Genomic DNA, 14,264 nt, shown 5'->3' on the forward strand with positions numbered 1-14,264 from the left:
TTGGCCGTAGAGCCGGACTACGACCCGCGCCGGCCGGTCGAGCATCCGACTCCGTTTGAGCCAACAGAATGCTGCAATCTGACCAGGAAAGGCTCCAGACGGCGCCCGGCCAAATGCGAGCAAGGTCCGGCGCGATGCACAAAAAAGAGCGGCGGACCGATCCGGCCCGCCGCTCTTATATTCTATTCAAAAAAACAGATCTACTTGGAGATCAGGCAGCTTCCGCCCGCCGCGCGATACTGTTCGCAGAGTGCTGCGGCCTCGTCCTTGGAACCGGCCGGAATGCGGACACGATAGAAAGTGCCCTTGCCGGCGATATCGGCCCTGCGGATCTCATGACTGCGGCCACCAAGCACGCTGGCGAATTTCTTCGACAGGTTGGCATAGGATTTGGTCGCCTCGTCTTCCGAAGGCAGCGAGGCGATCTGGATGCCGTAGCCGCCGGCGGATGCAGCCTGCTGCGGCTTTGCGGCGACTGGCGCTGCGGCCGCGACCTCAGTCGTTTTCGGCTGCTGTACGGGCGGGCGGACATTGCCCTTCTCGGTCACGGTGCCGACGACGTTGACGGGCTGATCGACCGGACGGGCGGTGGGGATCGGAGCGCTATCGGCAATCGCCGAGGTCTTGACCGGGCGCACCGGCGAAGCGACCGGAGCGCGATTTGCGGCCTGCGCGTCGGCACTGCCGGCGAGCGGCGGCTGTACCGGCGCGGTTTCGACCGGAGTTGCAGAACGAGCATCGGCGGAAGCAACCTCGGCGCTTGCCGGGAAGCTCGCAGCCGTTCCACCGACTGGCGGCACGGGCGGGGTCGATTGCGCGGATGGGGTCGACTGAGCCGTCAACGGCGGCTGAGCCGGCGGCGTCGGCTGGGCAGACTGTGTCGCCTGGGCAGACTGCGTCGCCGGGGCAGGCTGCGTCGCCGGGGCAGACGGCGCCGGCTGGTCGACGGGAGCCGGTTCGTCGCGGGCGACCAACGTACCGTCAGGCTTGACGATCATCGTGCGGACCTTGCGCGGCGAAACAGACGGCGTCTTGTCGGCGTCGGTTGTCGGAGCGTTGTCGGCGTTGTCCTGGGTTGGCAACAGACGCGGATCCTCCGTCTCACCGACCGCAGTCGGCGTGACCTGATCGTCGGCGTTGGCGTTCTCGTCGTCCTCAGGCAGCGCTTCCGGTGTCAGCGTGCGCTGGACGACATCGACGGGCGCCTCGTCGGAAGATACGAGCGCCTTCTGCTTCGGCTCTTCGGCAGAACCCGCAACGCGGTCGTAGACGGCCTTATCCTGGTTCGGCACGGTCTTGCCGCCGGGATTATCCGGAACGACCTTGACCGGCTCCTTGTCGGCGGCGATCACGCGCGGCTCACCGGACGCGACAATACCGAGCCCCTCGCCGTTCCAGACGGAGGAATAGACGCCATAACCGACGCCGGCAAAGACCACGAGCACGACGGCCCCGGCAAGCAGCCGACGCATCGACCGGGCGCGGCTGAAATCAGCGGCCTGGCTTGCCGATTCGATCCGGACTTCGGAGGTCTCGCGGCGCTCGACCGGTTCACGCACACTGCGGCGGAAATCCTCCTCCAGCGCCCGTTCGAAATCATCGAGGCCGTCGGCGATGGTAGGCTTGACATGCTTTGCCGCGGCGGCAGCCGTATCCCGGACAGGCGCCGGTGTTTCCCGCGGCTTGGCCGGTTCAAAGAAGCTGGCGATCTCTGCGTCGAGATCGAACTCGTAATCTGCGGTTTTCGCGACCGGGGCGGGCTGCTCCACTGGCGGCAGCGCCGGCACGTGCATGTCGTCGACGGTCTCGGGACGATCCTCCGGGTCAGAGATCATCGCCGGATCGAATGGCAGGTCTTCGGTTGAGTCGCCGGCGGACGCCCAGTTGAAAGCCGGAGCCGGAGCTGGAGCCGGCGGCTCGGGAACGAAGGCCTGAGCCGGCCGCGAGGGGGCAGCAACCTGCTGGTAAGCCGGAGTTTGCGGCTCAGGAGCAAAAACGGGAGCGGACAGAGGCGAGACGGCCGCGACGTGCTGGGGAGCAGGCGCTGGCGTCTCAGGCTGCGGCGCGGGCTCGGACGGCTCAGAGAAATCGAGATCGGCGAGTTCCAACTCGATGCCGGCAAGATCCAACTCGAAATCATGGCCGGCGAAGGGGTCTTCGGCTTCCGGTACCGGCTGCGGCGCCCGAGAATATGCCGTTGCGGCAGGCTCTGGCGCAACGACCTCTGCAAGCTGCGGCGCGACTGGCCTTGCGGCTTCGACAGCATAGACCGGAGCAGGCCGGACGGGTGCTGTGGCGACGGCGACCGGTGGGGGGGCGATCACCTCGGCCTGGACAGGTGCGTCTGCCACGGGGGCGGCAGGAACGGGCGCGGCCTCAGTCGATGCGGCCTGCAGTGTGACGGGGGCCGGATTGGCACGTTGCGGCACCGGATAACGCGAGACGTCGGCGAGCAGATCGTCAAGATCGAAAGTGCCGGCGGTGTGCGGAACATCAGGCACGACCTCGGTCAGCGCGGCATCGGCCTGGATCTCGCCCTCGACGGCGGCGGCGATGAGATCGAAACCGGCATCGGACCCGAAATCCTCCAGTTCTTCCTCGACTTCGACGAATTCTTCGGCCTCGGCAGTCTCTTCCGGCGCGATCACCTCATCATGGCGGTCGAGTTCGGCGGGGAAGCCAAGCGACGGTGAAGCGGATTCGAATTCCTCGGAAGGCTCGATAGCGGCGACAGGCGCCGGCGGTTCGATGACAGGTTCAGGCTCGACTACAAGAAGATCGACGGACGGCACTTCAGCTGCCGGTGCCACGACCGTTTCGGCCACAGGCTCCGGCAAAACAACCGGTTCCTCGCGTTTCGGAGCATGGAAATTGGCAAGTGGCAGCCTGATGCTGGCAGCCGACCATTGCGGCGCCTTGGCGGGCTGCGCCAGCGAAGAGACGGGTGCGGCGCCGATCGACAGCTCAAGCTCCTCGATCAGGTCGCGTGCACCGCCGAATGCTGATTGCAGCGATGCCTCGGGCTCGGGGGAAAGCTGCTCCGCCCAGTCGGCGGCCGGCGCTTCCCCATTCCCTGTGGCAGGCACAGCTGCTTCTTCAGCCTCAACCGCGGCGACGGAAACCGGCTCAGGAACCTCCGCATTTTCGGTAGCCGGAGAAGCATCGAGGACCGGCTCGACGTAATCTTCAGGCATGTCATCAGAGATCGGCTCGGCGGGCCGGTCGAGCTCTGCGAGCGGACGGGGCGAATCGTAACGGTCGAACTCACGCCCCAGCTCGTCCTCGAGATCGAGGGCGGGCTCCCGGCGTCCGGCCTCGGTCACCGTATTCGCTGCAACACGCGGCTCGAAGCCGACGATACGGGCAAGTTCAGCCAACGGATCATCGTCGGCAAACAGATCGTTTTTTCCGCGCGTATCATACGCAAGTTGTTTATCAGCCATGCCTATCCCACTCGCAAACGCCAACGCTCAAATGCCAGCGCATTGTGGGGAAATGGTGACGTTATCGCATTTCGTCCGGTGCGGCAGTGCCTGTAATGGCAAGTCCCGACTTCAAAACCGACGCGACGGCGTACACCAGCCCAAGTCTGGCAATACTTGATTCTCGGTTTTTATCATTAACAAATCGTAATTCCGTCTGATCTTTACCTTTGTTCCAGTGCGCGTGGAAGGAACTGGCGACGTCGTAGAGGTAAAAAGCGATGCGATGCGGCTCCTGCGACTGGGCCGCTGCCTCGACGACACGCGGGAATTCAGCAAGCTTGGCGACGAGCTGCAATTCGGCCGGATCGCCAATGCCTGCAACGGTTTTCGCGAGTTTCTCGGGCGAGACATCGAGGTCGGGAAAGGCCTCCCTCGCCTGCCGGAAGACCGACATGCAGCGAGCATGCGCATATTGCACGTAGAAGACTGGATTATCTTTCGATTGTTCCGTCACTTTGGCGAAATCGAAGTCGAGCGGTTCGGAATTCTTGCGGTAAAGCATCATGAACCGGACCGAATCACGGCCGACTTCTTCGACGACGTCCCGAAGCGTGACGAAATCGCCCGAGCGCTTCGACATCTTCACCGGCTCGCCGTTGCGATAGAGCTTGACGAGCTGGCAGAGCAGCACTGTCAGCTTCGCCTTACCGTCCGAAACGCCGCGTGCAACCGCTTCCAGGCGCTTGACGTAACCGCCATGGTCAGCGCCAAGCACATAAATCATCTCGTCGAACCCACGGTCGAACTTGTTCTTGAAGTAGGCGACGTCGGCGGCGAAATAGGTGTAGGAGCCATCCGACTTGATCAGCGGCCGGTCGATATCGTCGCCCACTTCGGTCGAACGGAACAGGGTCTGTTCGCGATCCTCCCAATCCTCGGGCAGTTGCCCCTTCGGTGGCGGCAGCGTGCCCTTGTAGACATAGCCCTTGAAGGTCAGGTCATTGATCGCCGTGCGGATCGCGGCCGCACCGTTGGCATGCAGGGTGCGTTCGGAGAAGAAGACGTCGTGATGGACGTTCAGCGCCGCCAGATCCTCGCGGATCATCACCATCATCGCGTCGATGGTCCGGTCCTTGACGATCGGCATCCATTGATCTTCCGGCATGTTGTGCAACCGCACCCCGTAATCGGCGGCAAGCGACTGGCCGACGGGTACGAGATAGTCGCCGGGATAGAGACCCGAGGGGATTTCGCCGATCTTTTCGCCGAGCGCTTCGCGATAGCGCAGGAAGACGGAACGGGCGAGCACGTCGATCTGCGAGCCGGCGTCGTTGATGTAATATTCCTTCTCGACGCCGTAACCGGCAAAAGCGAGCAGGTTGGCAAGCGCGTCGCCGACGACGGCACCACGGCAATGGCCGACATGCATCGGACCGGTCGGGTTGGCCGAGACATATTCGACGTTGACCTTCCTGCCCTTTCCAAGCGTCGAGCGCCCGTAATCGGTACCGGCGCCGATCATCGAGGCGAGCAGCCGTTGCCAGTAGCCGACGGCGAGACGGATGTTGATGAAGCCGGGACCCGCGACCGAGACATCGGCGACGTCGGAATCCTCTTTCAGCTTGGCGATGATGACATCGGCCAGCGCGCGCGGGTTGGTTCCGAGCGGTTTTGCCAGCACCATTGCGGCATTGGTCGCGACATCGCCATGGCTCGCGTCACGCGGCGGCTCGACGGTGATGCGGCCGAAATCGAGCTCGGATCGCTTTTCCCTGACCAGTTCTATCTGTTCAAGGGCGGTTTTGATCCTGGCTTCGAAGTCGGTAAAAAGGTTCATCGCACTCTTCCATGCATAGGCTGTGCCAAAGGCTCAAAATCGGCCCTCGGCGTGGGCGACCGCTGCCTATCGCAAATCAGGAGTGTGGTCAAACAACCGCCTGTGGGCGCTGATCGCATAGGTGTCGGTCATGCCGGCGAGATAATCGCCGACATGACGGGCCTTCGGCGCATCGGACAGGCCGGCGATATGATCGACCCAGTAATGGCTTTGCATCTCCTTCGGATTGGCCATGTAGGCGGCAAAGAGATCGGTGACGATCTGGGCGGCACCGGCACGGATGCGCATGATATCGGGATTGCGGTAGATGCGTTTGAAGAGCATCGCCTTGATCTGCCTGTCGGTCTCGGCCATCCCCTCGGAAAAGGTCGCAATAACCTGGCCGGCGCCGCGAATGTCGCCCGCACTCTCAGGGTGCAAGAGCGACAGGCGCTGCTGCGCGACGCCGATCACGTCTTCGACCATGCGGGTGATCTGGCGGCGCATGATCTCATGGGTGAAGCGGCTCGGCTCCAGGTGCGGATATCGCTCTCTCACCTCGGCCATTAGCCCGGCAAGAAACGGGATTTCCTCCAGCATGTCGAAAGTCAGGTAGCCGGAACGCAGGCCATCGTCGATATCGTGGGTATTATAGGCGATGTCGTCGGCGATCGCCGCGACCTGGGCTTCGAGGCTGGCATAGCTTGCAAGCTCGAGATCGTGCAATTCGCAATAATCGAGGATCGGCTGCGGAACGGGACCGCGCGTGCCGACTCCATCCGGCGTCAGAAGCGGACCATTGTGCTTGACGAGACCTTCCAGGCTTTCCCATGTCAGGTTGATGCCGTCAAATTCGGCATAACGCCTCTCCAGCTTGGTCACGATGCGCAGCGATTGTGCATTGTGGTCGAAGCCGCCATAGGGCAGCAGCACCTCGTGCAGCGCATCCTCGCCGGTATGACCGAACGGCGTGTGGCCGAAATCGTGCACGAGCGCCACGCCTTCGGCCAAATCCTCGTCGAGCTTCAGCGCGCGGGCAAGAGCGCGGGCGATCTGCGCCACTTCGATCGTATGCGTCAGCCGGGTGCGGTAATGATCGCCGTCCTGGGCGATGAAGACCTGGGTCTTGTGCTTCAGCCGGCGGAAGGCGGTGGTGTGGACGATGCGGTCGCGGTCGCGCTGGAAATCGGAGCGCGTCGGGCTTCCGTCCTCCTGATAGAGCCGTCCGCGCGTCGTCCAGGGGTCGGCCGCATAGACCGCCCTTTCACTACTGCCGAAACCCAAAGCACGCGTATCGATCGTCATTCTTCACCGTCGTTTTGCATGTTGCCGCATCTGCCCATTGACGCCGCTTTGCGCTCTTCATACCTATAGGTCGATGAAACGGCAAAGAGGCTCTTCCCTAATCGCTTCGGCGCATCATCGCCTTTTCGCGAAGATCATGGTAAGTTTCTTTGATATCAGGCATTTGAACATTCAAGTGCCAAAACCCATTCTCTCCGGATCTTGACCCCGGCAGGAGGAAATATGACGGATACAAGTGTAACCCTTTCGGATGCCGCGGCAAAGCGTATCGCTGCGATCGTCGGCGCCGAAGCCGGCAAGAGCGCGCTGCGCGTCTCCGTCGAAGGCGGCGGCTGTTCGGGCTTTTCCTACAAGTTCGATCTTGCCGACAGCGCAGCGGACGACGATATCATCGTCGAGAAGAACAACGCCAAGGTGCTGATCGACAGCCTGTCGCTCGTCTACATGGCGGGCTCGGAGATCGACTTCGTCGACAATCTGCTTGGCCAGTCCTTCCAGATCAAGAACCCGAATGCGGTGGCAAGCTGCGGCTGTGGCACCAGTTTCTCGATCTGAACGTCTAAACGCACGGACTCCCCATCAAACCGGCCGAAGAATTCCTTCCGGCCGATTTATCGTCTTGTCCGCCGGTGAAAGACCGCGATAAAAGAAGCGCACTAAAGTGCGCTGCATTGACGCTGATCCACGCGGTGCGCTTTAGCTCTTTGTTTTTTATGCCTGTCGTTATCCCAGAACCGCTGCACACTTCTGGGCGACATGCATTATGCGGAACGGGACAGAGCCATGAAGATCGCGACCTGGAACATCAACGGCGTCAAGGCGCGCATCGACAATCTCACGCAATGGCTGAAGGATTCCGATCCGGATATCGTCTGCCTGCAGGAGATCAAGACGGTCGACGAGGGCTTTCCACGGCTGGAGATCGAGGCGCTCGGCTATCACGTCGAGACGCACGGCCAGAAAGGCTTCAATGGCGTGGCGATCCTCTCCAAGAGTTCACCTTTCGAAGTGAACCGCGGCCTGCCCGGCGATCCGCTGGACGAACAGGCGCGTTTCCTCGAAGCGGCGTTCACGTTGTCCGATACGCGCATCCTGCGTGTCTGCTGCATCTACCTGCCGAACGGCAATCCTGTCGAAACGGAGAAGTATCCCTACAAGCTCGCCTGGATGGAGCGCCTGCAGACGTTCGCCGCCGAACGGCTGGCCTATGAGGAGATGCTGATCCTTGCCGGCGATTACAATGTCATCCCGGAACCGCACGACTGCTTCGATCCCAAGGTCTGGGAAAACGACGCGCTGTTTCTGCCGCAGACGCGGGAGGCGTTCCGCAGGCTCGAAAATCTCGGGCTGACGGATGCTGTGCGTGCGACGACGGATGCGACGCAGTTCTATTCCTTCTGGGATTATCAGGCCGGCGCCTGGCCGAAGAACAACGGCATCCGCATCGACCATCTGCTGCTGTCGCCGGAAGCTGCAGACCGAATGACATCGGCTGCGATCGAAAAACATGTGCGGGCCTGGGAAAAGCCGTCCGACCACGTGCCTGTCATCGGTTATTTCGATTTCGCGGCCTGACGCTTCCAGCTACAGCGCCGCGCGTCCGATTAGAGGTATGGCGCTCTAATCGTCGGAACCGCTCGCGATGGTGTGCGAGAGGGATACCGCCGTGCGGCGGTCGGACTCGTTGGCAACCGAGAAGGCCTGCTCCTGCAGCGCTTCCATCCAGCCGCAGTCCTTGGGTTTGCAGCGGTCGAGCGCTGCCGTCATCAGCGCCAGGCCGCGGGCCGTCTGGCCTTCGTCGAACAGAATATTGCCGAAGACCGCCATGGCGCCGGGATGGCCGCTCTTGCGGGCCTGGTTCAGCCATTTCTTGGCTTGCTGCGGGCTGGCATTGCCGCCCTCGCCGGCCAGCATCATCTGTGCCAGCTGGAACTGCGCCTCGGGCACGCCAAAGGTTGAAGCGACCTGAAAATATAGCTGGCGCGCCTGGCTGAGGTCGATCCTGACCGGGCTGCCGGCAATGCCATGCTTGTAATAACTGGCGAGCGAGAGCAGCGCGTTGACGAAGAAACCCGTATCTTCCGAGCCGGGTTCGACGCCCTGCTGGGCGATCTCGCTATAGATCTTGAAGGCTTCAAAATCATCCTGCGTGACACCGTCGCCGTCGGCATACATGTTGGCGAGTGCCCAGCGTGAGCCGGTGTGCCCCTTTTCGGCGGCGTATTTATAAGCTTCGATCGCCTCTTCCTTCTGGCCGTTTTTATAGGCTTTGAAGCCGAACTTGAAGAGATCGAAGGGTCCGGATTCCTTGCTGACGCCACCTTTGATGTCGAATGCGCTGCACGGACCGGACAGCGCCAGCGCTACGGCTATCGACATGCCCACCAGCATGAATTTGAACAGTTTGAACTCGGACGTCACCATTTCAACCGATTTCTTTCGCTCATCTCAGGCAGGCGGCAACGGCGCTCGCACCGTGCATCCCGCGGATGTATTTCTTCGAGGCGAGCGATCCCGCGGCGAGCTCCATGGCTCCTTTACCCGCGTCGCATCCAGCCCACTGGCCTTTTCTCAAAGGGGATATTCTCAGCCCATCCTTCAGAACCACCCGGCTCCCGGCATGGCTCGACTGCAATCTCCGTGGCACTCTTTCGGCAGGTGCGGTATTCGCCTTCCCGCCTTTATCGCATTCGTAAACGGTAAATGTGACGAAACCGGTATCGACATTTCCGGCAAAGCCGGGTTGCTCATCCGAGCGGGTCGAAAACAATGACAATGAATGGATCGACGACTTCGTCGCGAGGCCGGATTGGCGGCTGGAACAGCCTTGTTCGGAAAGCGAAACGACCGCAATCAAACGATTGTCGCCAATCGCGCCGTACGACCTGATGTACCCGGAAAAAAATCGACCCATACTACTATTTACACGCACCGTATGCCTGCCATCACCTCGCCCGCAAATAACGCTGCGCCCTCTTTGTGGCGGGAAATGGACAAATTCGTCCCACCACCACCATACGCCAAACGTCGTAAAAATGTGTTGCTGAATCGTCACAAAACGGGATCGGGAAATGGCATGATTAACGGGCGCGAATAAAGAAGAGCCCGGCAGTGCCGGGCTCCTCAATTCTTCAAATCGGGGAATTAGAACTTGATCTTTAGGCTCGTCGACAGCGCAGCGACCAGGTCGTTGTCAAAGGAATAGGAGACATCATCTCCAAACGTGACGCCGTTCTGGGTCACAACGCCGGACGAACCGCTCGTCAACACGCCCACGGCACCGGCAACGCGCCATTCGATATGTTCGGTCGGCGTGAAGGCTGCACCGAGCCCCAGCGTCCAGCTATCGGTCTGCGCGCCATAGCCCTGGCTGGTGCCGCGATCCCAAGTGAGGCTGACTGCACCTGCCCACTGTTCGTTGAATTTGTGGCCAACACCACCGGTGATGGTCCAACCGTCCTGGTAAAGAAGGTCGAGCGACGTCAGCTCCGTCGCACCGCCGGAGGTGCAGGCGACTAAGCCCTTGGTCGATTTTGGGCAGAAAGGCACGGACTGCAGGACACTCCAGTTCGTCCACTTAACCGATCCGAAGGCGAGCCAATCCGGAGCGATACCGCTTTGCAACTTAAGCTCAAGCGAATCCGGCGCTTCGGCAGAGCCGAAGACATCCGTGACCCTTCCATAAGGAGCGCCATTCAGCGGTGCAAATGGTGCAGTCACCTGCGTCAGATCCACCGTACCGGTCAGATTGTCGTACTTTACGCGGCTGTTATAGACGAGGCTTGCTCGCATTGCATATTCCGGAATCTCGTAGGCGAGACCGGCGCGCCAGCCCCAGCCACTATCTTCGAGATCGAGGCGGCCGACGCCGTTGCCGGTACCGACCAGAAGCGGAACGGTTGAAACCAGACGTTCCTTGAAGCCTTCGACTTCCTGATAGAAAGCGCCGCCGATGAAGCGAAGCTGCCCAGGGCCGACATCAAAACGATAGGAGCAGGTGCCGCCATAGTTGCGGGTTTTGATCTCTGTCTCAATGTTATTGTTGGCACCGGCCCAGTTCAGACCGGGGTCGGTATGCCCGCCGAAGGGCTCTGAATAGTCGACCAGGCAGTCGATTGCATCGCCAAAACCAGCCTTAAAGCCAATATAAGGGATGGTGTAATTTGAGGTATCGTCCGCGGTGTTTGGACGGCTGTTCAGATTGCCACCGCCTGGAGATGTCGACGTATCCGTATCTCGGACGTCCTTCAGCTTGCGCTGCGGCGTGACGTAGGTGACGCCCGACTGAAACGAGAAAGGCGACGTATCGAACAGCTGATCGATGTTATAGCCGCCACGCTCCAGACCGCCGGCGAAGGACGGCGATGCAAGCGACGAAAAAAGAACGAGCGACGTTACGCCCTTGGAAAACCTACGCGATGCCATTGTGTCTCCCCCACTACAGCAGTTGATGTGACGACACAGTGTAAGTGTTCGCCGGAAATGGCAACGCGCCCCACGGCAGCGCCTCTAACCATTGTGACTGTCAATTTACGTAAAGAAATTGACGGACACGTCAAAAAATCTGGTTAATAAAATTTTATTCCGAGCTTAGTGCTCTCAGATGCGCTTTTTTGGGTTTTCATTCCAAATATTGCAGAAGCTGTATCAATCCGACAACAGTGGCAGTTTTCGCCAGCTGGATGCCCGTTCAGCCACAATCCACAGGCTCCGCGCCTGAAACTGGCCGTTTTCACGACCGAATCGCGCGCGCCCAGAACGACAAAAAGACGCGCCGGCAGAGGGCGCGTCTTTGAAATAACTTACCAAAATGGGTCGGTGAAACTTACCCGGCTTCGCTCACCCTGGAAAGAGCGATCCTCAAGCTTGCGATCTGACCCTTCAGTTCCTCGAGGCGATCACGCTCGGCCTCGACCACTTCGGGATTGGCGTTGGCGACGAACTTCTCGTTGGAGAGCTTGCCGTCGATGCGGGAGATCTCGCCCTCCATCTTGGCAATCGCTTTTTCCAGACGAGCCTTTTCGGCGGAAAGGTCGATCAGCTTGCCGAGCGGCAGGCAGATGGTGGCCTCGGCGACGACGATCTGAGCGGCACCCTTGGGCGCATCGTCAGCCAGCGATATCGCCTCGACGCGCGCAAGGCGCTTGATGGCGGCGTCGTGGCGGAACAGCCGTTCACGCGTCAGGTTGTTGGCCTTGACGACGACGAGCGGGGCTGTCGCCGACGGCGGCACATTCATTTCGGCGCGCACCGAGCGGATGCCGGAAACGAGGTCGATCAACCAGTTGATCTCGTCGGCCGCCCCGTCGTCGGCATAGGACGGCGCCGGCCATTCGGCATGGCAGACCAATGTGTCGCGCTCTTTGCCTTCGCCTGCCGTATGCGCCCAAAGCTCTTCGGTCATGAAGGGCATGAAGGGATGCAACAGCTTGTAGATCTCTTCGAGAATATAAGCGCTACAGGCCTGGGCTTCAGCCTTGGCGCCCTCGTCTTCGCCATTGAAGACCGGCTTCAAGAGCTCGAGATACCAGTCGCAGACCTCGTTCCAGACGAAGCGATAGAGCGCGCCGGCAGCATCGTTGAAGCGGAAGGCTTCGAGTGCTTCCGTAACGTCACGTTCCGTACGGGCAAGTTCCGTCAGGATCCAGCGGTTGATGGTGAGTTCGGCGGCCTCGGGCACGAAATGCGGGTCGCTCTTCGCGCCGTTCATCTCGGCGAAGCGCGTGGCGTTCCAGAGCTTGGTGCCGAAATTCCGGTAGCCGGCGATGCGGGCCGGATCGAGCTTCACGTCGCGGCCCTGCGCCGCCATGATCGCCAAGGTGAACCGCAGCGCGTCGGCGCCGTATTCGTCGATCAGTTCCAAGGGATCGATGACGTTGCCCTTCGACTTCGACATCTTCTGCCCATTCTTGTCGCGCACCAGCGCGTGAATGTAGATCGTGTGGAATGGCTCGACGGGATCGCCATTTTCATCTTTCATGAAATGCAGGCCCATCTGCATCATACGAACAACCCAGAACGGGATGATATCGAAACCGGTGACGAGAACGTTGGTCGGGTAATAACGCGCCAGTTCCGGTGTCTGCTCCGGCCAGCCGAGCGTCGAGAAGGGCCAGAGTGCTGAGGAGAACCAGGTGTCGAGCACGTCCTCGTCACGCGTCAGGATCTCGCCCGGCTTGAAGTTTTCAAGCAGGTCCTCAACATAGGCCTTCATCGGCCCCTCATGCGAGAGGTAGTGCTGGATCGCCGCCTGCAGCGCCTCTTCCTCGGTCTGTTCGACGAAGACTTGACCATCTGGGCCATACCAGGCGGGGATCTGATGCCCCCACCAGAGCTGGCGGGAAATACACCACGGCTCGATGTTTTCCAGCCAGTTGAAATAGGTATTTTCCCAATTCCTGGGAATAAACCTGGTTCTTCCCTCGCGAACGGATTCCAGCGCGGGTTGCCCCAATGTCTTGTTGTCGACAAACCATTGTTCGGTCAGCCGCGGCTCGATCGGCACGCCGCCGCGATCGCCGTGCGGGACCATGTGCTTGTGCGGTTCGATCTTGTCGAGAAGACCCGCCTCTTCGAAAATCTCGACGATGACCTTGCGCGCATAGAAACGGTCCTGCCCTTCCAGACGGTCCCAGGCGCCATGCAGCGCCGCCGGATTGTCGAGACCTTCGAGGAACTCCTCGTTCTCCTTGATGGCAATCGTGCCATCGATATTCATGATGTTGATAGATTGCAGGCCTGCGCGCTTGCCGACCTCGAAGTCGTTGAAATCATGCGCAGGCGTGATTTTCACCGCCCCCGTGCCAGCCGTCGGGTCGGCATAGGAGTCGGCGACGATCGGAACCTTGCGGCCGACGATCGGCAGGATGACATGCTTGCCGACGACCGGCTCATAACGCTCGTCTTCGGGGTTCACGGCAATGCCGGTATCGCCCAGCATCGTCTCGGGTCGCGTCGTCGCGACGACGATATAGTCGCGTGTCTCGAATTGAGTCGGCTTGCCTTCCTCATCGAAGGCAATCGGATATTGATAGGTGACGCCCGGCTCGAGCGGATAGCGCAGATGCCAGAGATGGCCCTTCACCTCGTGCTGCTCGACCTCCATGTCGGAAATAGCAGTCAGGAGTTTGGGGTCCCAGTTGACGAGACGCTTGTCCTTGTAGATCAGCCCTTCCTTGTAGAGCGTGACGAAAACTTCGAGAACGGCCTTCGACAGGCCTTCGTCCATGGTGAAACGTTCACGCGACCAGTCGCATGACGCACCCAGGCGCTTCAGCTGGTTGAAGATCAGGCCGCCCGATTCAGCCTTCCATTCCCAGACCTTGTCGATGAAGGCTTCGCGGCCCATGTCGCGGCGGCCCGGCAGTTGCTGTTCCATCAGCTTGCGCTCGACGACCATCTGCGTGGCGATGCCGGCGTGGTCCATACCCGGCTGCCAGAGCACGTCCTTGCCGCGCATGCGCTCGAAGCGCACCAGGATGTCCTGCAGCGTGTTGTTCAGCGCATGGCCCATGTGCAGCGAACCGGTGACATTCGGCGGCGGGATCACGATGGTGAAGGTCTCGGCCCCGGCTTTGGCGTTCGCGCCGGCGCGGAAAGCGTCCGCCTCATCCCATATCGCGGCGATTTTCGGTTCGACGGCGGCGGAATCATAGGTCTTGTCGAGCATTTTCTGACCAATTTCGAGGTTCGAGGATGGCCGTTTGTAAATAGGATGG

General features: G+C 60.6%; 9 protein-coding genes. 2 read left to right on the top strand and 7 right to left on the bottom strand.

Annotated elements, in window-relative coordinates; all coding sequences use genetic code 11:
- Positions 1-200 precede the first annotated feature (200 nt).
- The 3 genes from C3Y91_RS07490 to C3Y91_RS07500 form a co-directional block, all read right to left on the bottom strand.
- Positions 201-3,443, bottom strand: a complete 3,243-nt coding sequence (locus C3Y91_RS07490; protein ID WP_075223928.1) for an SPOR domain-containing protein — start codon at positions 3,441-3,443, stop codon at positions 201-203.
- A gap of 61 nt (positions 3,444-3,504) precedes the next feature.
- Positions 3,505-5,262, bottom strand: coding sequence for an arginine--tRNA ligase (gene argS, locus C3Y91_RS07495; protein ID WP_130655274.1), 1,758 nt, complete (start codon positions 5,260-5,262; stop codon positions 3,505-3,507).
- Positions 5,263-5,328: 66 nt separating this feature from the next.
- Positions 5,329-6,546, bottom strand: a complete 1,218-nt coding sequence (locus C3Y91_RS07500; RefSeq protein ID WP_018073370.1) for a deoxyguanosinetriphosphate triphosphohydrolase — start codon at positions 6,544-6,546, stop codon at positions 5,329-5,331.
- A gap of 222 nt (positions 6,547-6,768) precedes the next feature.
- Between C3Y91_RS07500 and erpA the strand changes: the two genes are divergently transcribed.
- Together erpA and xth are read left to right on the top strand one after the other, a co-directional pair.
- Positions 6,769-7,101, top strand: coding sequence for an iron-sulfur cluster insertion protein ErpA (erpA, locus tag C3Y91_RS07505; protein ID WP_018073369.1), 333 nt, complete (start codon positions 6,769-6,771; stop codon positions 7,099-7,101).
- A gap of 228 nt (positions 7,102-7,329) precedes the next feature.
- Positions 7,330-8,121: an exodeoxyribonuclease III gene (gene xth / locus C3Y91_RS07510; RefSeq protein WP_130661482.1), complete on the top strand. Its 792-nt coding sequence runs from the start codon at positions 7,330-7,332 to the stop codon at positions 8,119-8,121.
- 45 nt (positions 8,122-8,166) lie between these two features.
- Here the strand turns inward: xth and exoR are convergent, their stop codons facing one another.
- From exoR to C3Y91_RS07530, 4 genes are all read right to left on the bottom strand, one after another.
- Positions 8,167-8,970: an exopolysaccharide production regulator ExoR gene (gene exoR / locus C3Y91_RS07515; RefSeq protein ID WP_024320648.1), complete on the bottom strand. Its 804-nt coding sequence runs from the start codon at positions 8,968-8,970 to the stop codon at positions 8,167-8,169.
- Between the two features lie 19 nt (positions 8,971-8,989).
- Entirely contained in the window at positions 8,990-9,601 is a 612-nt protein-coding gene (locus C3Y91_RS07520) for a hypothetical protein (protein WP_244665969.1), read from the bottom strand.
- Positions 9,602-9,690: 89 nt separating this feature from the next.
- Positions 9,691-10,971, bottom strand: coding sequence for an OmpP1/FadL family transporter (locus C3Y91_RS07525; RefSeq protein ID WP_003538954.1), 1,281 nt, complete (start codon positions 10,969-10,971; stop codon positions 9,691-9,693).
- A gap of 400 nt (positions 10,972-11,371) precedes the next feature.
- Positions 11,372-14,215 carry a valine--tRNA ligase gene (locus tag C3Y91_RS07530; RefSeq protein WP_130686340.1) on the bottom strand — a complete coding sequence of 948 codons (2,844 nt, stop codon included), beginning with the start codon at positions 14,213-14,215 and terminating at the stop codon, positions 11,372-11,374.
- Positions 14,216-14,264 lie beyond the last annotated feature (49 nt).

Origin of the sequence: Rhizobium ruizarguesonis, from assembly GCF_012349115.1 — a bacterium.
Classification (GTDB): Bacteria; Pseudomonadota; Alphaproteobacteria; order Rhizobiales; family Rhizobiaceae; genus Rhizobium; species Rhizobium ruizarguesonis.